This window comes from Tenacibaculum discolor (genome assembly GCF_003664185.1).
GTDB classification, from domain to species: Bacteria; Bacteroidota; Bacteroidia; order Flavobacteriales; family Flavobacteriaceae; genus Polaribacter; species Polaribacter discolor.
The window spans coordinates 19212-45370 of record NZ_RCCS01000007.1 but is presented as its reverse complement, the minus strand read 5'-3'; the positions used below and the strand labels follow the sequence as shown (position 1 = coordinate 45370).

General features: G+C 32.1%; 28 protein-coding genes. 12 read left to right on the top strand and 16 right to left on the bottom strand.

Annotated features, from left to right (window positions below; genetic code table 11):
* Nucleotides 1-92 precede the first annotated feature (92 nt).
* Entirely contained in the window at nt 93-1289 is a 1197-nt protein-coding gene (gene sucC, locus C8N27_RS08615; RefSeq protein ID WP_099216529.1) for an ADP-forming succinate--CoA ligase subunit beta, read from the bottom strand.
* A gap of 242 nt (nt 1290-1531) precedes the next feature.
* Between sucC and C8N27_RS08610 the strand changes: the two genes are divergently transcribed.
* From C8N27_RS08610 to C8N27_RS08585, 6 genes are all read left to right on the top strand, one after another.
* Complete coding sequence (locus C8N27_RS08610; RefSeq protein WP_121147042.1) at nt 1532-4066, top strand: DUF5916 domain-containing protein; 2535 nt, start codon at nt 1532-1534, stop codon at nt 4064-4066.
* An 89-nt stretch (nt 4067-4155) separates the two neighbouring features.
* On the top strand, nt 4156-4818 hold the full coding sequence (locus C8N27_RS08605; RefSeq protein WP_121147041.1) for an ABC transporter ATP-binding protein: 663 nt from the start codon (nt 4156-4158) through the stop codon (nt 4816-4818).
* 45 nt (nt 4819-4863) lie between these two features.
* Nucleotides 4864-5415: a CPBP family intramembrane glutamic endopeptidase gene (locus C8N27_RS08600; RefSeq protein WP_121147040.1), complete on the top strand. Its 552-nt coding sequence runs from the start codon at nt 4864-4866 to the stop codon at nt 5413-5415.
* Between the two features lies 1 nt (nt 5416).
* Nucleotides 5417-6181, top strand: coding sequence for a TIGR02757 family protein (locus C8N27_RS08595; protein ID WP_121147039.1), 765 nt, complete (start codon nt 5417-5419; stop codon nt 6179-6181).
* A gap of 31 nt (nt 6182-6212) precedes the next feature.
* Nucleotides 6213-6773: a PAS domain-containing protein gene (locus C8N27_RS08590; RefSeq protein ID WP_244174733.1), complete on the top strand. Its 561-nt coding sequence runs from the start codon at nt 6213-6215 to the stop codon at nt 6771-6773.
* A gap of 11 nt (nt 6774-6784) precedes the next feature.
* Nucleotides 6785-7168, top strand: coding sequence for a DUF6122 family protein (locus tag C8N27_RS08585; protein ID WP_121147038.1), 384 nt, complete (start codon nt 6785-6787; stop codon nt 7166-7168).
* Here C8N27_RS08585 and C8N27_RS08580 read toward each other — a convergent pair.
* Complete coding sequence (locus C8N27_RS08580; protein ID WP_121147037.1) at nt 7157-7915, bottom strand: Dph6-related ATP pyrophosphatase; 759 nt, start codon at nt 7913-7915, stop codon at nt 7157-7159. The two genes, C8N27_RS08585 and C8N27_RS08580, sit on opposite strands and share 12 nt — an antisense overlap.
* A gap of 44 nt (nt 7916-7959) precedes the next feature.
* Nucleotides 7960-9312, bottom strand: a complete 1353-nt coding sequence (rimO, locus tag C8N27_RS08575; protein ID WP_121147036.1) for a 30S ribosomal protein S12 methylthiotransferase RimO — start codon at nt 9310-9312, stop codon at nt 7960-7962.
* A 128-nt stretch (nt 9313-9440) separates the two neighbouring features.
* On the opposite strand from rimO, the gene C8N27_RS08570 reads away from it, so the two are divergent.
* Both C8N27_RS08570 and C8N27_RS08565 read left to right on the top strand, forming a co-directional pair.
* Nucleotides 9441-10016: a Crp/Fnr family transcriptional regulator gene (locus C8N27_RS08570; protein ID WP_121147035.1), complete on the top strand. Its 576-nt coding sequence runs from the start codon at nt 9441-9443 to the stop codon at nt 10014-10016.
* Nucleotides 10017-10083: 67 nt separating this feature from the next.
* Nucleotides 10084-11187: an SMP-30/gluconolactonase/LRE family protein gene (locus tag C8N27_RS08565; protein ID WP_121147034.1), complete on the top strand. Its 1104-nt coding sequence runs from the start codon at nt 10084-10086 to the stop codon at nt 11185-11187.
* A gap of 46 nt (nt 11188-11233) precedes the next feature.
* Here C8N27_RS08565 and C8N27_RS08560 read toward each other — a convergent pair whose 3' ends face one another.
* Together C8N27_RS08560 and C8N27_RS08555 are read right to left on the bottom strand one after the other, a co-directional pair.
* Nucleotides 11234-12880: an amidase family protein gene (locus C8N27_RS08560; protein ID WP_121147033.1), complete on the bottom strand. Its 1647-nt coding sequence runs from the start codon at nt 12878-12880 to the stop codon at nt 11234-11236.
* 111 nt (nt 12881-12991) lie between these two features.
* The gene (locus tag C8N27_RS08555) at nt 12992-13348 is read right to left on the bottom strand and encodes a winged helix-turn-helix transcriptional regulator (protein WP_099216540.1); all 357 of its coding nucleotides are present in this window, start codon (nt 13346-13348) and stop codon (nt 12992-12994) included.
* A 96-nt stretch (nt 13349-13444) separates the two neighbouring features.
* Between C8N27_RS08555 and C8N27_RS08550 the strand changes: the two genes are divergently transcribed.
* Nucleotides 13445-14044 carry a nitroreductase family protein gene (locus C8N27_RS08550; RefSeq protein WP_121147032.1) on the top strand — a complete coding sequence of 200 codons (600 nt, stop codon included), beginning with the start codon at nt 13445-13447 and terminating at the stop codon, nt 14042-14044.
* Between the two features lie 65 nt (nt 14045-14109).
* Here C8N27_RS08550 and ftsY read toward each other — a convergent pair whose 3' ends face one another.
* From ftsY to C8N27_RS08515, 7 genes are all read right to left on the bottom strand, one after another.
* Nucleotides 14110-15063: a signal recognition particle-docking protein FtsY gene (ftsY, locus tag C8N27_RS08545; protein WP_121147031.1), complete on the bottom strand. Its 954-nt coding sequence runs from the start codon at nt 15061-15063 to the stop codon at nt 14110-14112.
* A gap of 252 nt (nt 15064-15315) precedes the next feature.
* A complete protein-coding gene (locus C8N27_RS08540; protein ID WP_099216543.1) occupies nt 15316-15468 on the bottom strand; it encodes a DUF4295 domain-containing protein in 153 nt (50 codons plus the stop codon).
* 28 nt (nt 15469-15496) lie between these two features.
* Entirely contained in the window at nt 15497-15679 is a 183-nt protein-coding gene (gene rpmG / locus C8N27_RS08535) for a 50S ribosomal protein L33 (RefSeq protein ID WP_013070733.1), read from the bottom strand.
* Nucleotides 15680-15706: 27 nt separating this feature from the next.
* The gene (rpmB, locus tag C8N27_RS08530) at nt 15707-15946 is read right to left on the bottom strand and encodes a 50S ribosomal protein L28 (protein WP_047790661.1); all 240 of its coding nucleotides are present in this window, start codon (nt 15944-15946) and stop codon (nt 15707-15709) included.
* A gap of 166 nt (nt 15947-16112) precedes the next feature.
* Nucleotides 16113-17357 (bottom strand): competence/damage-inducible protein A, encoded by a 1245-nt coding sequence (locus tag C8N27_RS08525; protein ID WP_121147030.1) that lies wholly within the window; start codon nt 17355-17357, stop codon nt 16113-16115.
* Nucleotides 17358-17398: 41 nt separating this feature from the next.
* The gene (locus C8N27_RS08520; RefSeq protein WP_099216545.1) at nt 17399-18007 is read right to left on the bottom strand and encodes a fumarylacetoacetate hydrolase family protein; all 609 of its coding nucleotides are present in this window, start codon (nt 18005-18007) and stop codon (nt 17399-17401) included.
* A gap of 83 nt (nt 18008-18090) precedes the next feature.
* Nucleotides 18091-18930 carry a 1,4-dihydroxy-2-naphthoyl-CoA synthase gene (locus C8N27_RS08515; protein WP_121147029.1) on the bottom strand — a complete coding sequence of 280 codons (840 nt, stop codon included), beginning with the start codon at nt 18928-18930 and terminating at the stop codon, nt 18091-18093.
* A gap of 93 nt (nt 18931-19023) precedes the next feature.
* Here C8N27_RS08515 and C8N27_RS08510 point away from each other — a divergent pair, with 93 nt between their 5' ends.
* Nucleotides 19024-20256: an alpha/beta hydrolase-fold protein gene (locus C8N27_RS08510; RefSeq protein ID WP_121147028.1), complete on the top strand. Its 1233-nt coding sequence runs from the start codon at nt 19024-19026 to the stop codon at nt 20254-20256.
* A 1-nt stretch (nt 20257) separates the two neighbouring features.
* Here the strand turns inward: C8N27_RS08510 and C8N27_RS08505 are convergent, their stop codons facing one another.
* From C8N27_RS08505 to C8N27_RS08490, 4 genes are all read right to left on the bottom strand, one after another.
* A complete protein-coding gene (locus C8N27_RS08505) occupies nt 20258-20668 on the bottom strand; it encodes a S1 RNA-binding domain-containing protein (RefSeq protein WP_099216548.1) in 411 nt (136 codons plus the stop codon).
* Between the two features lies 1 nt (nt 20669).
* Complete coding sequence (gene menD / locus C8N27_RS08500; protein ID WP_121147027.1) at nt 20670-22322, bottom strand: 2-succinyl-5-enolpyruvyl-6-hydroxy-3-cyclohexene-1-carboxylic-acid synthase; 1653 nt, start codon at nt 22320-22322, stop codon at nt 20670-20672.
* A gap of 65 nt (nt 22323-22387) precedes the next feature.
* The gene (gene fsa / locus C8N27_RS08495) at nt 22388-23041 is read right to left on the bottom strand and encodes a fructose-6-phosphate aldolase (protein ID WP_099216550.1); all 654 of its coding nucleotides are present in this window, start codon (nt 23039-23041) and stop codon (nt 22388-22390) included.
* A 125-nt stretch (nt 23042-23166) separates the two neighbouring features.
* The gene (locus C8N27_RS08490) at nt 23167-23967 is read right to left on the bottom strand and encodes an SDR family oxidoreductase (RefSeq protein WP_121147026.1); all 801 of its coding nucleotides are present in this window, start codon (nt 23965-23967) and stop codon (nt 23167-23169) included.
* A gap of 125 nt (nt 23968-24092) precedes the next feature.
* Here C8N27_RS08490 and C8N27_RS08485 point away from each other — a divergent pair, with 125 nt between their 5' ends.
* Together C8N27_RS08485 and C8N27_RS08480 are read left to right on the top strand one after the other, a co-directional pair.
* A complete protein-coding gene (locus tag C8N27_RS08485) occupies nt 24093-25730 on the top strand; it encodes a M1 family metallopeptidase (protein ID WP_121147318.1) in 1638 nt (545 codons plus the stop codon).
* A gap of 21 nt (nt 25731-25751) precedes the next feature.
* Nucleotides 25752-26159, top strand: a complete 408-nt coding sequence (locus C8N27_RS08480) for a hypothetical protein (RefSeq protein ID WP_121147025.1) — start codon at nt 25752-25754, stop codon at nt 26157-26159.

Below are 26159 nucleotides of genomic sequence, written 5' to 3'. Positions count from 1 at the left end.
TCTTTATTGAGAAGTTGAATAATACTAAAAAAACCTCACTGTAACAGTGAGGTTTTTTTAAATATATTACTAAGAATTAATTAAAAAAAGTTTTAAGCGCTTAAAACTTCTCCTACTTTATCAGCAGCTTCTTGGAACTCAGTAGCTGAGATAATTTCCATTCCGCTGTTGTCAATTAATTCTTTTGCTTCTTTAGCGTTTGTTCCTTGTAAACGACAAATAATAGGCACATTAATTTTGTCTCCCATATTTTTATAAGCATCTACAACACCTTGAGCAACACGATCACAACGAACGATTCCTCCAAAAATATTTACTAAGATAGCTTTTACATTAGGATCTTTTAAAATAATTCCGAAAGCAGTTTCAACACGTTGTGCATCTGCAGTACCCCCAACATCTAAGAAGTTAGCTGGATCACCACCTGCTTGCTTAATTAAATCCATAGTTCCCATTGCTAAACCAGCTCCGTTTACCATACATCCAACGTTACCATCTAAATCTACATAGTTTAATCCTGCAGCTTTAGCTTCTACCTCAATTGGGTTTTCTTCACGTAAATCACGCATTGCTGCATAATCTTTATGACGGTATAATGCATTCTCATCTAACGACACTTTAGCATCTACTGCCATAATTTTATCATCAGATGTTTTTAATACTGGGTTAATTTCAAACATCGAAGAATCAGACTTGATGTATGCAGTATATAAAGCAGTAACAAACTTTACCATTTCTTTTAAAGCCCCACCGCTTAAACCTAAGTTAAAAGCAATTTTACGAGCTTGGAAAGGTAATAATCCTGTTCCTGGATCAATTTCTTCTGTAAAAATTAAGTGTGGAGTTTCTTCTGCCACAGTTTCAATATCCATACCTCCTTCAGTAGAATACATAATCATGTTTCTACCCGTAGCACGGTTTAACAAAACTGACATATAAAATTCATCTGGCTCACTATCACCAGGATAATATACATCCTCAGCAATTAACACTTGGTTAACTAACTTACCTTCTGCTGAAGTTTGAGGAGTTACTAACATCATTCCTAAAATGTCATCAGCAATACTTTTTACCTCATCTAAGTTTTTAGCTAACTTAACACCACCACCTTTTCCACGACCACCTGCGTGTACTTGAGCTTTGATTACATGCCAACCAGTACCTGTTTCTTCTGTTAATTTCTTCGCTGCTTCAACAGCTTCTTCTGGAGTATTTGCAACAATTCCACGTTGAATACGAACGCCAAAACTGCTTAATATTTCTTTACCTTGATATTCGTGTAAGTTCATTAGATATGAATTTTTAAAGTCGAACAAAAATACAAATTCAATTTATAATACCTTATAAATTGTACTTTAATTTATGATTAAAATCAATTTTATTTAATTTCCATTTTTACATTTTTTTAACATTTAAGCATGTAACATTCTTTTTTTTAACAGGTCTTTACCGTAATTAACATGATTTTGTGATTTATTTATCCTAATCATAATAATTTAGCCCAACAACTAATACTATATCTCAATCAACTATGCTTAAAGTTTTAGCATTTATTACAACCTGTTTCTTCTTTATAGGAGTTACAAATGCCCAAACCATTAACCAAAACAGAAAAAAACTAGACGTAATACGTGTAGATTCACCTCCAAAAATTGACGGAAAATTAGATGATGCTGCTTGGAAAAATGTTCCTGCCGCAAAAGACTTTGTAATGATGCGTCCTGATAACGGAAAAGCAGAACCTGACACCCATAAAACAGTAGTAAAATTAGTGTACGATGATAATGCTATTTACATCAGTGCTAAAATGTACGATCCTGAACCATCTAAAATACCTGCTGAGTTTACTAACAGAGACAATATTGGTAACAGTGATTTCTTTTTAATAACCATTAACCCTAACGATGATGGACAAAATCCTTTTGAATTTATTGTAACCAGTTCTGGTGCGCAAGCAGATTCAAAAGTATCAAACGGAAATGAAGATTTTAACTGGAGTGCTGTATGGGATAGCGATTTTAGTATTAATGAAGACTCTTGGGTTGTAGAAATGAAGATTCCTTATAGAGCTTTACGTTTTGCCAATGTTCCGGTTCAATCATGGGGAATTAACTTCCACAGAAAAGTATTGAATTTAAACGCTCAATTTACTTGGAATCATATTGATAACCAACAAGGAAACTGGACGCAATATGATGGTTTATATGAAAACTTCACCAACATAAAACCTCCTACTCGATTAAACTTTTATCCATACGCATCGGCAACTACTACCACTAAAGATGGTAATACCGATTTTGACTGGAGTGTAGGTATGGATGTAAAATATGGAATTACCGAAAACTTTACTTTAGACGCTACTTTAATTCCTGATTTTAGCCAAGTAGGTTTTGATAATGTTACCTTAAACCTTGGTCCTTTTGAACAACAATTTACAGAACAACGTCAGTTTTTTACTGAAGGAACTGAACTATTTAGTAAAGGACGCCTATTTTATTCAAGAAGAATTGGAGGAAGACCAATAGATCAATTTTCTGGTGAACGAAGAGACGATGAAGAATTTACTGATGGGAAAAAAGTTAACGATGAAGTTATAGATGTTCCTGATAAAGTTCAAATGCTAAACGCCATAAAAATATCTGGAAGAACCAAAGGAGGTTTAGGTGTTGGTTTTTTTAACGCCATTACCGAAAAAACAGAAGCTACTGTTGAAAGAACTGAACAAACAATTAATGGCTTAGATACTATTAGTAATGTTAGTACCTATAAAACTACAGTAAACCCGTTTTCTAACTACAATATTATGGTATTGGATCAGCAGTTTAATCAAAACTCGTCAATTACCTTAATCAATACCAATGTAACTCGTGACGGACGATTTAGAGATGCTAATGTTACTGGACTTCTATGGCATGTTGAAGACAAAGAAAGTAAGTATAATATAGATGGTAGCTTTAAAATGAGTAATATTTCTGATGATGCAGACAATCCTAATACTGGGTACGCTTTTGATACCAGTATAGGTAAACAATCAGGAAATTGGCGTGGAGAAATTGGGTATAACTTTGAAAACAAAGACTACAACCCTAATGATATGGGGATTCTTTTTAGCAATAATGAACAAACTATTTACGGTTTTGTTGGTTACCGTTTGTTAAAACCTAAAGGAATATTTAATAATTACGGAGCCAACATATACTATAACTTTAACTTTTTGCACAATCCAGGAACTTATGTTGGTACCAATGCTGGCTTATCTTTTTGGGCTGATACCAAAAAACGATTCAGCTTTGGAGGAAACTTAAATTATAGTACTGAACGAAAAGACTTTTTTGAACCAAGAGAAGGAACAACAAGTGGCATCTACTTTAACAGACCTGAAAGGCTGAATGTGAACCATTGGGGATCTACCGATTATAGAAAAAAGTTTGCAATAGATTATAATTGGTATTATACCTTTTATAACGACAACCCTAAAGAAGACTATGGCTTTAGATTTTCACCTAGATATCGCTTTACCAACAAATTTTCTTTAATTTACGGTTTTAGGTATGGAAAAACCAATAACGATCAAGGATATGTTACAAAAGTTGATGAGGATGATATAGAAGAAAGACCTTCATTAACTCCTTTAAAAGATCATATTATTTTCGGACAGCGCGATTGGACTACATACGACAATTCTTTAACAGGAAAATATACTTTCAGTACAAAATCGGCAGTATCATTATCATTTAGACATAACTGGAGTAAAGTTCCATATCAAGGAAAATATTTTAGCTTAAATGAACAAAATGGAGAACTTACAGAAAACAACTACCAAGGAGAGCACGACAGAAACTTTAATAGTTGGAACTTGGATGTAAACTATCAATGGCAGTTTGCTCCAGGGAGTCAATTAATCTTTTTCTACAGAAACTCTATAAGACCAGATCATGATTTTGCTCCTGCAAACATTGATTTTAAAAACAACATCTCAAAACTTTTTGATCAAAGCATGCAACACAGATTTTCAGTTCGATTAGTTTATTTTATCGATTACAACAACATTAAAAACATAATTTAAATACGCGTTTATGTATTGTTTGAAATCAGATAAGCATTAAAGCTTATCTGATTTCTTTTTTATACATTCGTTACTTAGAAAATATCACTATGATTGTTGCTAAAAACATCCACAAACATTACGGAGAGGTAGAAATATTAAAAGGCGTTGATCTTCATATAAAAAAAGGAGAAATTGTAGCTATTGTTGGTCCTTCAGGAGCTGGAAAAACAACCTTACTGCAAATTTTAGGAACCTTAGATAAACCATTAAAAGATCAGAGCTACGAATTATTGGTAGATGGTGTTTCTATCAAAGATTTAAACGATACCAAAGTTTCTGCTTTCCGAAATAAACATATCGGATTCATTTTTCAATTTCATCAGTTATTACCAGAGTTTACTGCCTTAGAAAATGTTTGTATCCCTGCCTTTATAGGAGGAAAAGGAAAAGTAGAAACCGAAAAAAGAGCCAAAGAATTACTAGCCTTTTTAGGATTATCGCATAGAGAAAATCATAAACCTAACGAGCTTTCTGGAGGAGAACAACAACGTGTTGCTGTTGCCAGAGCTTTAATTAATGAACCTTCTGTTATTTTTGCTGACGAACCTTCAGGAAACCTTGATTCTACCTCAGCAAAAAACTTACATGAATTGTTTTTTAAATTACGTGATGAGTTTGGACAAACGTTTGTATTAGTTACACACAACAAAGAATTAGCAAAAATGGCTGATAGAACGCTTACAATGAAAGACGGAATTATTGTTGAATAATGTAACTATTTAGAGTTTCTTGCTACTAATTAATAAATCACTCACATGAAAGAAACTTTTCAAGAACTTGTTACTTATTTAAAAAAACCTGTTTTAGAAGAAGATACCAACCAAGATATTTCGTATCGATTCCAAAAATTCTTTCACCTCCTTTTCATAAGCATTATTACAGGTGCAATATTATCGCCTCTTTTTCTTCTTGTTCAAGAATTAGGTTTGATAAACATGAATGAACATGCGATGGAGGAATTACTAAAAGCGCATACCAAATGGTTTATCGCTTTTCTTACAATCATTTTAGCTCCTTTGTTTGAAGAGTTATTTTTTAGAGCACCAATCACCTTATTTCATGGTAAAAAAACTTTTAAAATAGCCTTTTATGTATTCGCGCTACTTTTTGGTTTGGTACATTTAACTAACTTTAATATTACCACCAACGTACTTTTATTAGCACCAATACTAGTAGCTCCACAAACTATATTAGGTGGTTATTTAGGGTTTATCAGGGTTCGTTTTGGTTTACAATGGAGTATCTTATTACACGCTTGTTACAATGCTTTCTTTGTTTTGCTTAGTTTTGCAGGAGATTTAGCATAAAATGAACAAAAAGGAGCTCAAAGAATTTTTAGACGAAAAAGTAACACAATACAATAATCCAGATTTTATTGATAGTGACCCCATTCAAATTCCACACCAATTTTCGGTAAAAGAGGATATTGAAATTGCTGGTTTTTTAGCTGCAACTATTGCTTGGGGAAACCGTAAAATGATTATTAACAACTCCCATAAAATGATGGATTTAATGGGAAATTCTCCGTACGATTTTGTCCTCAATCATTCTGAAGAAGATTTAGCTGATTTTGACGGATTTGTACACCGAACGTTTAATGCTGATGATTTTAAGCTCTTTGTTCAATCGTTAAAAAACATCTACCAAAATCATGGCGGATTAGAAGCTGTGTTACAACCAAAAGATAATGCCGATAATTATCAGCATGCTATTCATAACTTTAAACAAGTATTTTTTGAAATTCCACACCAATCAAGAACTTTAAAACACGTTTCTGACCCTTTAAAAGGTTCTGCATCCAAAAGAATTAACATGTTTTTACGTTGGATGGTTCGTGATAATACAACTGGAGTCGATTTAGGTATTTGGAAAACACACTCACCAGCGCATTTACACTGTCCGCTAGATGTACATACAGGAAATATTGCTCGAAAATTAAAAATTCTTACTAGAAAACAAAACGATTGGAAAGCCATTCAAGAACTTGATGTAACTCTAAGAAAGTTTGATAAGAAAGACCCTGTTAAGTATGATTTTGCCTTATTTGGCCTAGGTGTTTTTGAAAAATTTTAGTTTTACTAAAAAAAGTAGTTATTTAGTAGGTATGAAAAATAGTTTTGATAAAATGATGTCTTTAGATATTTATGTATCAAATTTAGACAAAGAAGAATACGTTAAAATTGCTGATAACCTTAATCCTTCATCTAAAAAAAGTATAAACCTTTTAAGTTGGGGAATTCAAGACTTGTTTATTGAAAAAGAACTATACAGTGACTTAAAACTCATAAAAACATTTTCAAAAAGCTTCAACTGGAAAAATAACATTACATCTATAATAAAAGAAAACGATTATGAATCTTTAGTTCTTACCGATATACAAAAGAAAATAATTTGGGTAAGTGATGGTTTTACCAAAATGACGGGCTACGAAAAAGAATTTGCATTAAACAAAACCCCACGATTTTTACAAGGAGAAAAAACAAAGGAGACTACTAGAAAAAGAATTCAAACAAAACTTTTAAAAGGAAAACCATTTAAAGATGTAATCATTAATTACAGAAAAGATAAATCTACCTATAAATGTGAACTATACATAATTCCACTACATAACAATAACAACTCGGAAATCACACATTTTTTAGCTTTAGAAAAAGAAGTTGTTTAAGCTTTAAGCAAATGCAAACATTTATTCACTACTTTTTACATTTTGGTTTCCCTGTAATTATAGCCTATCTATTTTTTAAAAATAACTGGAAAAAAATTGCGCTATTACTACTTGCTACCATGTTGGTAGATGTAGATCACTTATTAGCAAGTCCTATATTTGATCCTAACCGATGTAGTTTTGGTTTTCACATATTCCATTCCTACTATGCAATAGGACTGTATGTTATCTTACTTTTTTTAAAAAGACCTTATAACATTATCGGTTTAGGGTTGCTACTACACATGCTAACCGATTTTATCGATTGTTTATTTATGTATAACGCCTGTAGCTCTTGCTTAGAAAATTCCCCAGCAAAAAATTTATTAGAACCAATAAGCAAATTACTTTTTTAACAGTAAATCACAGTACCAAAAACTTCTATCATAGTTTTTAGTGGAGCTTTCCTCTGTTTTCTTAGTTTTCTTTGAATCTTGATAACAATTGTCATCATCACTTTTATGCAAAGTATAGGATTTCAACACCTTCTCTCCTATTTCAAACTCCACAGGTTTCTTAAAAATAGGTCCGTCATAACAAAAGGTATGAAACTCACCATTTTCTCCGCAAACATCTACTCCTTCAGGAAGCTCATTGATAAAGTCTTCATCAATAATTCTCCCTACAAACTCTTCTCCTAGCAATTTTGCATTCACACAAACAGTTATTGTTTTAAAACCTAAGGCTAAAAACTCACGAAGTAACTCTTTTGTATCTTGTTTCCATAACGGATACACACCTGTAATTCCTACTTCTTGCAGTTTCGAATCACGATAAGCTCTTAAATCCTCTAAAAAAATATCTCCAAAAATACCATTTACAAGCCCTGCATCTTTTAACTCAGCCGTTTTCTCCTTCATTCTCTGGTTATACAAATCCATAGTAACCTCAGCAGGAAAATATATTTTTTCTAAAGGAATCCCTATACTTTCAGCCTGTGCATCTAACAAATCTTCATGCAAACCATGCATTGAAACACGTTGATAATCTTGATTTACATTCGTTATCAACTTTTGCACATCGTATTCTTTTTGCTGTAATATTTTGTATAATGCTAATGAAGAGTCTTTTCCAGAGCTCCAGTTAAAATAGGCTTTTTTCATACAGCAAATATGCATAAAAAAACCTGCTTTTAGCAGGTTTGATTTTATTTCTTCTTTTGATTTAAAGGCACTGGTCTCTCTTGTTTTACTAATGGTTTTCCATGTAAATCAAAATCACCTGCATCAAAAATTTCTATATCAATAAACTCTCCTAGTTTAATATAATATTCACGTGCATCAACAATTACGTCATTATCTACATCTGGTGAATCAAACTCGGTACGTCCGTAATAATACTCTCCATCTTTTCTATCGAATAAACATTTAAAGGTTTTCCCTATTTTCTCTTGATTCAATTCCCAAGAAATTTGAGACTGCACTTCCATAATTTCATTTACACGTCTGAATTTTACATCAGCTGGAACATCATCTTCTAAAACATAGGCTCCTGTATTTTCTTCGTGTGAATATTCAAAAGCACCTAAACGCTCAAAACGCATCTCTTCTACCCAATCTTTTAATTCTTGAAACTGCTCTTCTGTTTCTCCTGGATATCCAACAATTAACGTTGTACGAATTGCCATGTTTGGTACTGCTTCACGAAACTTATGAATCAATGCTGTGGTTTTTTCGTGTGTTGTACCACGTTTCATCGATTTTAAAATTTCGGTATTGATATGCTGCAATGGTATGTCTAAATAATTACAAACTTTTGGTTCGTTCTTCATTACTTCTAATACATCCATAGGAAAACCTGTTGGAAAAGCATAATGCAAACGAATCCACTCTATACCATCAACTTTTACCAACTCTTTTAGTAAATCTGCTAAGGCACGTTTTTTATAAATATCTAATCCGTAATAGGTTAAATCTTGCGCGATTAGCATGATTTCCTTAATCCCTTTTTCAGCCAACTTCGTAGCTTCTGTAACCAGATCTTCTATAGGAGTAGAAACATGTTTACCTCTCATTAATGGAATAGCACAAAACGAACACGGACGATCACAACCTTCTGCAATCTTTAAATAGGCATAGTGCTCTGGAGTTGTAGTTAAACGCTCACCAATTAGCTCATGCTTATAATCAGCTTCTAAAACTTTTAATAAGTTTGGTAAATCGTGTGTACCAAAATACTGGTCTACATTCGTTATTTCAGCTTCTAAGTCTGGTTTGTAACGTTCACTTAAACAACCAGTAACAAACACTTTATCTACTTCACCTTCTTCTTTCTTCTGTGCGTAGTGTAAAATAGTTTCTACACTTTCTTCTTTGGCTTTACCAATAAAACCACACGTATTAATTACTACAATATTTCCATCATCATTTTCATCTTCATGAACCACTTCTTTACCATTGGCTTTTAACTGACCCATTAACACTTCACTATCGTAAACGTTTTTAGAGCAGCCTAAAGTAACTACGTTAATTTTATTTTGTTTTGTTGTTTTGGTACGCATACTATAAAAATTCGGTGTGCAAAGATACGTTTTAATTGAACTTCTTTAACTTTAAACCCTTAAAAATTAGTTTGATTCTTAGCCTTACTTTAGATAACTTCGCTGTTAATTGAACTTTATATTAAAAAATGGACGAACTCAAAAGATTGCTACATGACTTAATTGGACTTACTGAGAATGAGTTTCAAATATTTTATAATCGATTAGAAAGAAAAGAATACAAAGCAAAAACATTAGTTATTAAAGAAGGGAAAAAAGCGAAGGATTTATACTTTATTGAATCTGGTTTTTTTAGAACATTTAAAAATATAGAAGGTAAAGAGTTTACAACCTATTTTTCTTGTGATAAACACTTTATAACAGTTTTTGATAGTTTTATATACCAAACCCCTTCCCTTGAGTTTCTAGAGGCTATTGAAGACAGCGTAGTTTATAAAGTTTCTTTTGAAAGTTTAACTCAATTATATAAAGAATCTTCCAATTTTGAGAAATTTGGTAGAGTTTTAGCTGAGCAAAATCACCTTTGTGCACAACAAAGAGCTCTAACTATGCAAACAAAATCGGCTAAGAAAAAGTATTTAGACTTTATTAAAAACTATGATAAAAAAATTGTTTTAAGAGCTCCTCAATACCAAATCGCAAGTTTTCTTGGTATAGCTGCTGAATCTTTGAGTAGAATTCGAAAAGAAGTTACTATTTCCTAACATTTATCAAGATAGAAATAAATTGCTGTCATTTTCTTTGTCTTTATAAATTATAAAAACAAATACAATGAAAATTGCATCATTAGTAAAATACGCTACATTATTAATCTTACTCATTTTTATAACCAGTGTTACTTTTAAATCGTGTTCAATTAATCCAGAAGCTTGGTCTCCTCCCACACCTCCTAAGTTAGTAGGTGCACTTCTTGAAAATGAGCTCTTAAGCTCAACCCAACACATCAATTTAGACGGTTGGTATGGGCCTGAGGATATTGCCGTAGACAAACAAGGAAACCTATATTGTGGGGTACACATTTCTGAAACAGATTTTTCAGACGGTAGAATTTTAAAAATTGACACCTCAGGCAAAGTCTCTGTGTTTTGTAATACAGAATCTTGGGTTGCTGGTCTACATTTTGACAGCAATCAAAACCTAATTGCTTGCGATTTAGAAAGAGGCTTAATAAGTGTTGACAAAAATGGAAAAATTACAATTTTAGCAAGTGAAGATGAGCGCGGAAATAAATTTCTTATTCCCAACGATGTAGATATTGCCTCTGATGGAACTATTTATTTTACCAATACTTCTTCTAAAATACCTTTTAATAGAACACACATTTGGAAACTTTTAACGGAAGCGAAACCCGATGGAGGTCTTTATAGTTACAATCCGAAAACCAAACAAGTTAAAACACTTATAGATGGTACTTATTTTGGAAACGGTGTTGCGGTTTCTCAAAATGATGATTTTGTATTAATGGTGGATTTAGCTAAATACAGAATCCTTAGATACTGGTTAAAAGGTAGTAATAAAGGAACAACAGATGTTTTTCTAGACAACCTACCTGGTTTTCCTAATGGAGTCTCTAGAAGAACCGATGGTAGCTTTTGGCTTGGTTTCTCAACTAAAAGAGATCCTTCTTTAGATGAAATACATTCTAAACCTCTTGTAAAAAAGTTAGTTTATGGTCTTCCTTTATTTTTACAACCTAAAGTAGCTCGCTATGGAATGATTATGCATTTGAGTGCTGATGGAGAGATTTTAAAAACTTATTATGACACGACTGGTAAAGTTGTGTCAGAAGCGAGTTCTGTTGAAGAGCATGATGGATATCTTTATCTCGGCGGAGATGTGTCTGGTCATATTGGAAAATACAAATTAGAAGATTAAAATAAAAACTCCCAAATTGGGAGTTTTTATTTTATATGTAGCACTATTAACGATAATCAACCGGAGTCTTTCTTACTTTCGTTAGTTGTTCAAATGTATACCCTAGCTGCAATAATTCTTTTTCAGTAAAAGGTTTCCCTATAAACGTTAAACTAACAGGTTCTCCAGAGTTTTTATATCCCATAGGAACTGTTAATGTCGGGTACTTTGCTACTGCTGCAATACCAGAATGATAATTATTAATGGATAGAATAACATCTAAATTTTGAGTTTTTAAATCTTGTAAAAACTTCTTTCCGTTAAAACTCAAACTATCTTTTACGACTTTTAACTGTGCTAAAGTTGTTGTGTCTTTTAATATCCCTTCAAATAGCTGTTGTCCGTAAGGAGCTCTTTTAATAGAATCTTTTTTGTTGTATGCAACTACATCTTCTATACCTTTTACTGTTAGCTCTTTGTTTGCATAAGTAGATAGGTATTTAGGTAAATCATGTTTCATATCTATATTTAGCAGCGTAATAAATCCATCAAATGAAATTTCTGGTGGAGTTATCTCTATAATTTCTGCACCAGCTTCTTGTAACTTTTCTACACTTGCTTTATAGATAGAATCTGTTAATATAGGTTTTAGTACTCCTATTCTTTTTCCTTTAATTGTGTAACTTTCATTAAGTAATTCTTTAGGATTAAAATCTTCTATTTCTAAAGAAGCAGCATCTTCGTTATCTTTCCCAAGCATTGCTTCAAATAAAATAGCATTATCTACTATGCTTTTAGTCATCGGTCCTGGTGTATCTAACGTACTTGAAATCGGAACAATTCCTGAGCGACTTAAAACACCAATTGTTGGTTTTAACCCAACTACTGAGTTTTGGCTTGATGGTGAAGTTATAGACCCTGCTGTTTCTGTACCTACAGCAGCTACTGCATAGTTTGCTGCTACAGAAACTCCGCTTCCTGAGCTTGATCCTCCTGTTTCAAAAACTTTTCTTCCATAAGGGTTTAAGGTCTGTCCCCCAGTAGCGCTATAACCTAATGGGCAATCTTCACAAAAGAAATATGCCCATTCACTTAAATTTACTTTTCCTAAAATCAACGCTCCTGCTTCTTTTAATTTTTTGACAATAAAAGCATCGCTATCAGTTAAATTGTTTTGTAAGGCTACTGCTCCTGCTGTAGTTATCATTCCTTCTGCATCAATATTATCTTTTATTAGAATAGGAATTCCACTAAGCGAATATTCATTAACCTCTTTAGCCTCTTTATCTTTTGCTCTCGCTTCTTCTAGAAGCTTTGGATTTAGTGATATGATTGCATTCAAATACTTTGTGCTATCACTTTCATATTTTCGAATTCTATATAAATAGAATAATGTTAGTTTTTCGTAGGTGAGTTTTTTATTTGTTATGCTTTTTTGAATAGTTGGAATATCTTTTTCTAAAATTAATGGTTTTAGTTGTTGATATTCTTCTTCTGAAAATTTTGACAACTCCTTTTCAAAAGGTTTGAATTCTTTATTTAAATCTAAAAAATGAGACTGTAGTAGCTTAAACTGCATTCTCTTCTTTTCATGCTTTTGCTGTGCTTCTATTTCTGAAGATTCATCATACTTTTTAAAGTACAATTTACTGGATGTTTGCTTGCATGAATTAATAAATAAAGTGATTAATAGTAATAGTAGTATTTTTCTCATGGAGTCAAGTATTTGATTATCAAATGTAATTATAAAAAACGAAAAGTTACTTTTACCTTAAAAAGAAGCTTTATCGTATATGAATTCAAATAACTTGCGGTTTACTAACTTTTACTTGGAGTAGTTGTTTACTACAAAATCTCCCCAATCTGCAATAGACTGCACTACAGGAATCAATGTTTTTCCTAAATCAGTTAACGAATATTCTACTTTTAAAGGAGGTTTTGATGTGTACACCTTTCTTTTAATTACTCCGTCCTCTTCCAACGATTTTAACTGCAAGCTTAGTGTTCGTTCTGTAACCATTGGAATTTCTTTTCTTAACTCACTATAACGGAGTGTTCCTTTTATTAAATGAAAAAGAATGACAGTTTTCCATTTTCCTCCAATAACCCCCATGGTAAGACTTGTGCAACAAGGAAACTCTTTTCCTTTAAATTTAAGTGTTTTAGATGTTTGTACCTCCATAACTTATACTATCCTTTTTGACCGTTATTGCAAAGATAAAATACTATAATTACTTTTGCTACTATAATTTTTATAGTTTAATTAAAAAAATAGAATATGAGCTTTATAACATTAATGCAGCAACGTTACACTACCAAAAAATACAATGCTTCAAAAAAAATTGAATCCGAAAAAATTAAAGAGTTGCAACAGGTTTTACAGCTAAGTCCTTCATCAATAAATAGTCAACCTTGGAAATTTATTTTTGTTTCTGATGCTGATACTAAACAACAACTTTCAGAGGTATCTTGGCTAAACACTAGTAAGGTTCTAGAGAGCGATACTGTTGTTGTGTTTAACAGAATTAATGACATAACTTTATTTGAAAAACAAATTGAGAAAGAACTACCAGAAGGAGCTGTAAACTATTATAAAGAGTTTATAAAACCAAAACCTGAGGAAGAGATTAAAGCTTGGTTTGATAAGCAGGTATATTTAGCTTTAGGAGTCTTTTTAAGTGCTTGTGCTGAAATGGAAATTGATGCTACTCCAATGGAAGGTATTGAACCTGAAAATTATGACAAAATTTTGAATAACGAAGGTTATAACACTCTTGTTGCTGTAGCTATAGGTTATAGAGATGAAGAGGACTCTAACCAACCTGATAGAAAACCTAAATCGAGATTAGCTCTTGATAAGGTTATTGAGACAATTTAAAAAATAAAAAAACTCCCAAATTGGGAGTTTTTTTATGATTGTTTCCTGTCTTTTCTGGAATAATATTACTTAAAGAAAGAATCTACAAATTCGTGTTTATTAAACACTTGTAAATCATCAATACCTTCTCCTACTCCGATATATTTAACTGGAATTTGGAATTGATCTGAAATACCAATTACCACTCCTCCTTTTGCTGTTCCGTCTAATTTTGTTACTGCCAATGAAGTAACTTCTGTTGCTTTAGTAAATTGTTTTGCTTGTTCAAAAGCATTTTGCCCTGTTGAACCATCTAACACTAACAATACATCGTGTGGTGCATCTGGTATTACTTTTTGCATTACACGCTTTATTTTTGTTAGCTCATTCATTAGGTTTACTTTGTTATGTAAACGTCCTGCTGTATCAATAATGATTACATCAGCATCTTGGTTAACTCCTGACTGTACGGTATCAAAAGCTACAGAGGCTGGGTCTGAGCCCATTTCTTGACGTACAATTGGTACGTCTGTTCTATCTGCCCAAACTTGTAACTGGTCTATTGCTGCTGCTCTAAACGTATCAGCTGCTCCTAAAACCACTTTTAAACCTTTCTTTTTAAATTGCGAAGCTAACTTACCAATTGTAGTTGTTTTTCCTACTCCATTTACTCCTACAACCATTAAAACATATGGCTTTTTATTAGCTGGAATAGTAAACTCTGTTTCATCTCCTGTATTGGTTTCTGATAATAAACCTGCTATTTCTTCACGTAAGATTTGGTTTAATTCTTCAGTTCCTAAATACTTATCTCTAGATACACGTTCTTCTATTCTATCAATAATTTTTAAAGTTGTTTCAACTCCTACATCAGACGATACCAATACTTCTTCTAAATTATCTAATACATCATCATCAACCTTTGCTTTTCCTGCAACTGCTTTTGATAATTTAGAGAAAAAACTTGTTTTGGTTTTTTCTAACCCCTTATCTAAGGTTTCCTTTTTCTCTTTCGAGAAGATTTTCTTAAAAAAACTCATTCTTAAATTTTATAATCGCTTACATAGGTTAAAAACTATACCGTTTTATTAATACGGTCAAATTGTCATTACTATTGCGTTAGGGATTGAGGCATTTGTTTAAGCTCTCCCGATGCTTCGGGAAGCGACTGCCGAAAGCCCGACCCGCTAGGGTAACGCCCAACTTATACTTATGTTGTTAATACCAACGTGTAAATATAAAAAAAGCTACTCTCTAATGAAAGTAGCTTTTCTTTAAACTGTATACAAGAATTACTTTTTTGCTAAAAAGTCACTTACTTGTGATGGATCCATAATAGCTTCAACAAATGTGTAAGCTCCAGATTTAGGAGACTTTACCATTTTGATAGCTTTGGTTAATCTTTTCGAACCTGTTTGTAACGATGCTACTGATTTCTTTGCCATTTTATATTAAAGTTTACGCCGTAGCTTATTATTTAATTTCTTTATGAACTGTCATCTTCTTTAAGATTGGATTAAATTTCTTTAATTCCATTCTATCAGGAGTATTCTTTTTGTTCTTTGTTGTAATATAACGAGAAGTTCCTGGTTGACCAGAAGCTTTATGCTCAGTACACTCTAAAATTACTTGAACTCTGTTTCCTTTTTTTGCCATCTCTCTAAAATTTTATCTAGTAAGGAATTATTTAGTTAAGAAACCTTTTTCTCTAGCTTCTTTAATAACCGCAGAGATTCCTTTTTTATTAATATTTTTTAATGCAGAAGCAGATACTTTTAAAGTTACCCATTTATCTTCTTCTGGAATATAGAAACGCTTAGTCATTAAATTAGCGTTAAATCTTCTTTTAGTTCTATTTAAAGCGTGAGATACATTATTACCTACCATCGCTTTTTTTCCTGTTAATTCACAAACTCTAGACATCTTCTTGACAGTTTTTAGTGTTATTTCTAAACGAGGTGCAAATTTATGCATTTTAATTTACTGCACAAAAATATTCTCGATTAAATTTTTAATTAATTTTAATCTTTTCAAAACTAGGTTCAGCATCTAACCTATTTGGAAGCGTAACGGCGGCAAAAATACTAATTTATTTTAATATGGCAGCCTGTAGTAGTTCTAAAGATTTGGTTACCGTTCTATTAATAACCTTTTCTCTCGGTTGCCCGAAATTAAACTCGTGAACTTCCACTCCACTTTGCGTTGCTATACCAATATACACCAAACCTACACTTTTGTCATTATGATCGGTTGTTGGGCCTGCATTTCCAGTTACAGCAATAGCAAAATCTGTTTGTAATTTTTCTAAACATCCTTTCGCCATTTCCTTTGCTACCTCTTTACTTACAACGGTAAACTTATCTATTGTTTCTTTAGAAACCCCAAGTAGTTGTTGTTTTAACGCAGCTGTATAAGTAACAAATCCACCCATAAAATAGGATGACGCCCCTGAAACGGAAACAATAGTTGATGCTATCTTTCCTCCTGTTAAACTTTCTGCAGTAGCTACAGTTTTACCATATTTTTTTAACAGTTTTCCTACCTCTTTTTCTAATGAGGTTTCATTATCATCACCTACAATTATCTCAGGAATTAATTCATATAGTGCAGCAACTTGCTTCTCCATCTCTTTCGTTAACAAATCTTCATCATTTCCTTTAGCTGATAATCGTAAACGAACACTTCCGTAAGATGGTAAATATGCTAATTTTATAAAATCTGGTAAACTATCTTCCCAATCAGAAATTCTTTCAGCAATAATTGTTTCACCTGTACCAACAGTCATAATTGTTCTATGTGAAATAAATGGTAATTTAAAAGTAGACTGCAACTTAGGCAGTACACTATACTTCATTAACCCTTTCATTTCATAAGGAACTCCTGGAAGTGACACAAAAACCGTATTGTTTTCATAAAACCACATTCCAGGTGCTGTTCCTAAACGATTCATTAATAATGTTGCTTTTGATGGAAGCTGTGCTTGGTACTTCTGAATTTCGTTGAACGGGTGATTAACTTTTTTGAATAAATTTTTAATATTATCGACCACCTCTGGATATTCAACAATCTTATTATCTTGAAAATATTCAGCAATTGTTTTTTTTGTGATATCGTCTCTGGTAGGACCTAATCCTCCAGTTATTATCACAATATCTGCTCTACTTTCTGCTTCTTTTAGCGCATTTAATATGTGTTGTTTTTCATCCTGAATTGAGGAGATTTGATAAACCGAAATTCCAATTTTATTAAGTTCTTGACCAATCCATTGAGAATTGGTATCTACAATTTGTCCGATAAGGATTTCATCTCCTATCGTAATGATTTCTGCATTCATTTATATATCTAAAAAAGAATCCCGCCGAAGCGGGATATATTTTATTTTACTTTTATTTGAAAAGCTTGTTTTCCTTCAATAGTTCCTGTTAAAATATCATTTTCTGCTACTTTCCCAACTCCTGCAGGAGTTCCTGTAAAAATGATATCTCCTTTTTTTAAGGTAAAATATTGTGACACATAACTAATCAATTCATCAATTTTCCACAACATACTAGATGTATTTCCATCTTGTACAACCTCATCGTTCTTCTGTAATTGAAAAGATAAGTTTTCTAAGTCAAAATCTTCTTTTGGAAAAAACTCTCCTACAATAGCACTACCATCAAAAGCTTTTGCTTTTTCCCAAGGCAATCCTTTTTCTTTACATTGTGCTTGCACATCACGAGCTGTAAAATCAATCCCTAATCCAACAGTGTCGTAATACTTGTGTGCAAATTTTGGAGAAATATGTTTTCCTACTTTGTTTATTTTTACCAATACTTCTACCTCATAATGAATATCATTTGAAAATGGTGGAATGAAAAATGGCATTTTCTTAGGAAGAATAGCCGAATCTGGCTTTAAGAAAACCACTGGGTTTTCTGGTCTTTCATTTGCTAATTCTTCTATATGTTTTGCGTAATTACGCCCTATGCAAATTATTTTCAATGTTGATTTGTTTTACGTTTAACTTAGAGATTTCTCACATTCGTTCGAAATGACAATCCACAACTGATAACTGATAACTGATTTTAAGGTATCCAAGTTTTAGGGAAATTTGGCTTACGTTTTTCTAAAAACGCATCACGTCCTTCTTTAGCTTCATCTGTCATATATGCTAAACGAGTTACTTCTCCTGCAAATACTTGTTGTCCTACCATTCCGTCGTCCGTTAAATTCATTGCGAACTTTAACATTTTAATAGAGGTTGGTGATTTTGCTAAGATTTCTTGTGCCCACTCAAAAGCTGTTTGTTCTAATTCATCATGAGGAATTACTGCATTTACCATTCCCATTTCATAAGCTTCTTGTGCTGAGTAATTTCTTCCTAAGAAAAAGATTTCACGAGCTTTTTTTTGTCCCACCATTTTAGCTAAATATGCTGAACCGTAACCTGCATCAAACGAAGTAACATCGGCATCTGTTTGCTTAAAAATAGCATGTTCTTTACTCGCCAAGGTTAAATCACAAGTTACATGTAAACTGTGTCCTCCACCTACTGCCCAACCTGGAACAACACAAATTACTGCTTTTGGCATAAAGCGAATTAAACGTTGTACTTCTAAAATATTTAATCGGTGATACCCGTCTTCTCCAACATATCCTTGGTGTCCACGTGCATTTTGATCTCCTCCGGAACAAAAACTCCAAACTCCATCTTTAGTTGATGGTCCTTCAGCAGATAATAATACAACTCCAATATTAGTATCTTCATGTGCGTCATGAAATGCATCTAATAACTCTGAAGTAGTTTTTGGTCGAAACGCATTACGTACATTTGGTCTGTTAAATGCTATTCTTGCAACGTTGTGTGACTTTTTATAGGTAATATCTTCGTACTCTTTGGCAACTTTCCAGTCTGGTTGTATCATAATTTTAAAATATTGTCGTTATTTAGTTGTACAAAAATAACATAATAACTTTATTTTTCTTTTCTATATTTGAACGATATAATTTACCCCAATATGAAACAAGTATATTTATTATTTACCTTATTAATTAGTACTAGTCTTTTTTCTCAAAAAGTTGTTACTCAAAAAGTCAATTCGAAAGAGTTAGGAAAAGATAGAAACATAAAAATCTACCTTCCTAAAGGATATGATGTAGACGAAACTACTAACTACCCTCTTGCTATTGTTTTAGGTGATGAGTACCTTTTTGATTTATATGTGGGAAATGCTAAGCTTTATGCTAATGTTGATAAAGCGCCAAGACAAATTGTAGTAGGAATTGATATGAAGAGTACTTATGGAAAAGATATTTCTATTATACCTTCTAATAATTCCTTAACAAGTACTGGTGTACATTTTTTTAATTTTATTAAACATGAATTGATTCCTTTTATGGAAGGGAATTTTAGAACTTCTCCTTTTATGACAATTGTTGGTGAAGGAAAGGCTGCTAATTTTATCACTCATTATTTAAAGGATGAAAAGCCTGTTTTTAATTCTTATATCTGTATTACACCTGATTTTCCTCAGTTTGCTCCTGCAATAATGGAGTCGTACTCTCTTAACAGATTAGGTTCTATAGACAACACTTACTTTTTGTACACTAGTAATAATAAAAAGTATATTGATACTAAACAATATAATCGATTTAGTGATATTAGAACTTTGTTAACATCATATGAAGCTAAAAACTTTAATGTTATTTTTGATGAGTTTGATTCTTCTCCTAGCTATTTAGCTATGATTGGAGAAACCATTCCTAGAGCTTTTACACAAATGTTTAGTTTATATTCTAAGATTACTAAAGAGGAATATGAAACTAATGTTAAAGATTTAGCTCCTTTAGACGCTATTAAATACGTTGAGAAAAAATATTTAGATATTCAATATTTATACGGTTCTAACTTAAATGTTCGTTTGGATGATATTTTTGTTATTGAAGATATTGTAATTGACAGACAAGATGGTGATTACCTTAGAGTTTTAGGTGATTTTGTAATGATAAAGTATCCTGATTCTCACATGGGTGATTTTTACATAGGTAAGTATTACGAGTTAGGAAAAGACTATGAAAAAGCTGATTTTTATTACAAAGCTGCTTATGGTAAAATGGATCCTTCTGACCCTAATGCTAATGCTTTTTACGAAAATATTAAACGTGTAAACGATTTAATGGGAAGTAAAAAGAAAGAAGAAATTAAAAATAATGACGAGGAAATTATTGAAGATAAAGAAGGACAAGAATAGGTTATTTTAACACTATTCTGTCTTCTTGTAATTCTATTTTTTTACTCTTATACAAGCTGCCAATAGCTCTCTTGAATGCTTTTTTACTCATTTGTAAGTGAAATTTAATTGATTCAGGAGAGCTTTTATCTGTTAATAACAAAAAGCCTTTTTCTTCTAACTTTTTAAGTATTTTATCTATATCTGAATCAATTACATTTTTAAATCCTTGAGGACGCAGTGATACATCAATTTTCTCATCTTCACGTATCTTTTTAATATACCCTACTGTTCGCATCCCTTCTTCTACATCACTAAAAACTTCATTGTTATATAGCAAACCTTCATAAGCTTCATTAATCAAAACGGTGTAACCTAAAGCGGTTTGAACACCAATTACTAAATCTACCTTATCACCTTCTTTTAATTCCATCTTATAAGTTTTTAAAATAGTTTTTTAAAACTACATCATTTATTTCTTTTGGGGTAAAAACCTCCATTATTTTTGGTTGATTCGATTCTGAATAAAACGAAGTCAAACTTGTTTGCAAGCTCTTTAAATCTTTTACTTGAACATATTCAAAACCATACATTTTTGACAAATATTCAGCGTTTAAACCATGTGGTGTCTCAAAATACTTCGTAGCATTTGTTGTTAATGGACCTGGTATGTACCTAAAAATTCCACCTCCTGCATTGTTTAAAATAATAATTCTAAAATTCTTCGGTATATTGGTATTCCACAACGCATTACTATCATAAAAGAAACTTAGATCTCCTGTTATAAATACTGTTTGATTTTTTGAAGCAAATGCTGCTCCTACAGCTGTACTTGTGCTTCCATCAATTCCACTTGTTCCTCTGTTGCAAAATACTTGCAGCGTAGAGTTTACATCAAACAATTGCGAGTACCTGATTATAGAACTATTACTAATTTGTACTTGTAAGTTATCAGGAATATTATTTAAAATAACCTCAAAAGATTTTAAATCCGAATATTCACAACTTTTCAAATATTCTTCATGCTTAATAGCTCTATGTTTTTTCTCTTCCAGCCATCTTGTTTGATAATCACTATCTACATTTTTCTTTTCCTGTGAGAGTTCTGTTAAAAATGCAACTGGTTTTATTTGTATAAACTCAGACAAACAATGATAAGTATCCATTGCCTTTAACTCATCAACATGCCAATGATGTTTTGGCTGTAACTTTCGTAAGAATTGTTTTATTCTTTTTGATATTACCATTCCTCCCAAAGTAACTAATACTTCAGGTTGCAGTTCTTTATACTCGTCTTCAGTTAACTTAGATATTAATTTATCCATACTATTAATAAATTTTGGATGGTATACGTTTGATGTTGTTTCTGTAAACACTAAAACAGAGGTATCTTCCGCATACACATTCAATATTTTTTGAAGTTCAGTATCTGGAAAGCTACTTCCTACCAAAATCATTTTTTTAGTTGAAGTATTCCAAATAGAAGTTAACTTGTTTAAATCAACAAACTGCTTCTTTTTACTCGCAATAACACTTGAAAAATCAAAAGATGTTAGTTCTTCTACTGTTTCATATAAAGGCTCATCAAACGGAACATTGATATGAACTGGTCCATTTTGAGTGATTGAAGTTTGTAATGCTTCAATTAATAAACTGATATTATTTTTTAACTGACTTTCTTCTTCAATCAAATTAGCCGAAAACAAAATATGGTTTTCAAACACATTTTCTTGACGAATAGTTTGTCCGTCACCAATATCAATTAAATGCTTAGGTCTATCTGCTGAAATTACAACTAATGGAATATTGCTATAAAAAGCTTCTGCTATTGCAGGATAATAATTCAACAAAGCTGATCCTGAAGAACATACAATAGCTACAGGTTGTTGCTTTTGTTGTGCTATTCCCATTGCAAAAAAGGCTGCACAACGCTCATCTACTACACTTAGTGCTTCTATTCCTGGATGATTTGAAAATCCAACAGTAAGCGGTGCATTACGAGAGCCTGGTGAAATTACAACAGTATCAATATTAAATTGATTACATGCTGAAACTACTAATTGTGCGAGTTCTTTTTTTGGGTACATATCTTTTTAAAAATGAGATTCCCGCTTTCGCGGGAATAACAAAATACTAAAACCTACTTTGTTGGTTAGTTTCCTTTTTTATAATCTGCTAAAAATTTAGCTAAACCAATATCTGTTAATGGGTGCTTTAATAATCCTTCAATTGCACTTAAAGGTCCAGTCATAACATCAGCACCAATCTTAGCACAATCAATAATATGCATTGTGTGACGCACAGAAGCTGCTAAAATTTCTGTTTCAAAAGCATAGTTATCAAAAATTTGGCGAATTTCAGCGATTAGGTTTAAACCATCTGTAGAAATATCATCTAAACGACCAATAAACGGAGACACATATGTTGCTCCTGCTTTTGCTGCCAATAATGCTTGACCTGCTGAAAATACCAGAGTTACATTGGTTTTTATTCCTTTATCAGAAAAATATTTACATGCTTTAATACCATCTTTAATCATAGGTAATTTTACTACGATTTGAGGGTTTAAAGCAGCTAACGCTTCTCCTTCCTTCACCATTCCGTCAAAATTAGTAGAGATTACCTCAGCAGAAACATCTCCTTCTACTATTTCGCAAATTGCTTTGTAGTGGTTGATAATGTTATCTTCTCCTGTTATACCTTCTTTAGCCATTAATGACGGGTTTGTTGTTACCCCATCTAAAATACCTAAAGCCTGTGCTTCTCTAATTTGATCTAAGTTAGCTGTATCAATAAAAAATTTCATCTGTATATTTATTATGTAGTTGTGTTCTAATTTTTGAATTCTACGAGAGTACAACTCTCTTTAAAACAACGCATAAAACAATATTTTATGCCGTAATTTTCTTTAATTACTAATCTTCTGCGAATTTACAATTTATAATGATTCATTAGTAATTTTTCATAAACTTTATCAGGTAAGATTCTTTTTAATACAATTGAAAATTTCTCCATAAATCCACCAACTTTATAGTGAATTTTAGGATTCTTATTTTCAATGATTTTATAAATTGCTTCTGCCATAAGTATTGGGTCTGCTCCCGAATCAACATGAGCATCCATTAAAGCTAAATTTTCAGCATATTTTTCTTTGTAAGCAGAATTTTCAAAAACAGGTGTATGGTATCTTCCCGCAGCAATATTCGTGGCAAAATCTCCTGGAGCTACGTTTACAACCTTAATTCCGAAGCTTTTTACCTCCATACTCAACGCTTCTGTTACTAATTCTAACGCTCCTTTACTTGCAGAATAAATCCCTCTAAAAGGTAACCCCATGTACCCTGCGATTGATGTTGTATTAATAATCGTTCCTGATTGTTGCCTTCGCATATAAGGTAATACTTCTTTAACTACATCAATTACTCCAAAGAAGTTTGTATTAAAATTATCTTTTATTTCTTCTGTTGGAGTATCTTCAATAGGGCCTGTAATTCCTTTTCCTGCATTGTTTATTAACACATCAATCTTTCCTTCAGCAGTAATTACTTCTTCTACAGCTTTCTTTATCAATTCTTGATTAGTTACATCTAATGCTACCATTTGAAACGGAGCATTTACTTTTTGAGGATTTCTACTTGTTCCGTAAATTTTAAATCCTCTATCATGTAAATAAGTAGCAATTGATTTTCCTATTCCTGAAGAAGCTCCTGTTATGAAAACTATTTTTGACATTCTTGTAATTTTAAGCAAATATCTTAAAGTTGCCTCCAATAAAAAAACTTTAAAACTTATCTTAGCGTTTTATCCCATCAAGAACAAACACTATGCATAAAAAAACATTTTCTTTATCAGTTTTTATGACATCTTTGGCGATATTAATTGCTGGATGTTCTTCTTCTACTGCTCAAAAAAGCACATCGTTATTTTCTAAAAGTGAAACATTTACACGCCAAGATTCTTTGCGTGGTTCTATTACTCTAGAAAGATCGTGGTGGGACTTAACATATTACCACCTTAATGTAGCTGTGAATCCTGATAAAAAATTTATTAAAGGAAAAAACACTGTACAATATAAAGTTTTGAAACCTCATCAAGTTTTACAAATAGATTTACAACCTCCTTTAAAAATTACCAAAGCGATTCAAAATAATGAAGAGCTAAAAGTTGTTTCTGAAGGTAACGCACATTTTATTCAACTGAAATCTCCGCAAAAAGAAGGAGCTATAAATTCTGTTGATGTGTATTACGAAGGAAACCCAAAAGAAGCGATTAGAGCTCCTTGGGATGGTGGTTTTTCTTGGAAAAAAGATAGTAATGGAAATCATTTTGTTGCTACTTCATGTCAAGGATTAGGAGCTAGTGTTTGGTGGCCAAATAAAGACCATATGTACGACGAGGTGGATAGTATGGCGATTAGTGTTCGTGTACCTAAAAACTTAATGGATGTTTCTAATGGGCGTTTACGTAATATTGAACAACACAATGATAACACAACCACCTACCATTGGTTCGTAGACAATCCAATTAACAACTATGGAGTAAATGTAAATATTGGGGATTATGTACATTTTTCTGAGAAATACCAAGGTGAAGATGGAGAGTTAGACATGAATTATTATGTGTTACGTGACAATCTTAAAAAAGCCAAAAAGCAGTTTAAAGATGCTCCTAAAATGATGAAAGCTTTTGAACATTGGTTTGGTAAATATCCCTTTTATGAAGATGGTTTTAAACTAGTAGAAGTTCCGTACTTAGGAATGGAGCATCAAAGTTCAGTTACTTACGGAAATCAATATAAAAATGGATATTTAGGTAGAGATTTATCTGGAACTGGCTGGGGCTTGAAATTTGATTTCATTATTATTCACGAATCTGGTCATGAATGGTTTGCAAATAATATAACAGATAAAGACATTGCCGATATGTGGGTTCATGAGAGTTTTACTGCTTATTCAGAAAACTTGTTCTTAGATTATTATTACGGAAAAGAAGCGTCTGCTGAATATGTTATTGGAACACGAAGTTCTATTCAAAATGATAAACCAATTATTGGTCATTATAACGTAAACAATGAAGGTTCAGGTGATATGTATTATAAGGGAGCAAATATGTTACATACCATTCGTCAATTGGTAAATGATGATGAAAAGTGGCGTCAAATTTTACGTGGTTTGAATGCTGATTTTTACCATAAAACAGTAACTACTGAAGAAATCGAGCAATATATTATTGAAAAATCAGGTATTGATTTAAGTAAAGTATTCGATCAATATTTACGTACGGTGAAGATTCCTGAGTTTGAGTATACAATTAAAAACAACACCTTAAAATATCGCTGGAACAATGTTGTTAAAGGTTTTAATATGCCAGTAAAAGTAACTATTGATGGAAAGGTTGAATTGATAAACCCTACTGAGAATTGGCAAACAAAAACTATTAAAGGAAACTCTATTGAAGTTGACAAAAATTATTATGTAAACTCTAAATCCGTTTAAAAACTTCATTCTATCTTTTTTATGATTAAGCGGTTATTAAAAAGTTTTACACTTAACCCTAAAAAGCTGTTCTTTATTGATGGATTAGGAGCAGTTTTATCTGCTTTTTTATTGGGTATTGTATTAGTAAAATTTGAAAGTATCATAGGAATCCCTCCTTCTACTCTTTATTTTCTAGCGGTTTTTCCTTTGCTCTTTGCTATCTATGATTTTTACTGTTATCGAAAAAAGCACAATAATCTTAAGTCTTTTTTAGAAGGAATCGCAGTTGCAAACCTACTATATTGCTGTTTTTCTGTTGGAGTTACTCTCTATCATTTAAAAACTATTACTTATTTAGGGTGGATTTATATTCTAGCTGAAACCTTGATTATCCTTATTCTATTGAGTTTTGAGTTCATGATAGCCAAACAACTTGCTAAAAAATAA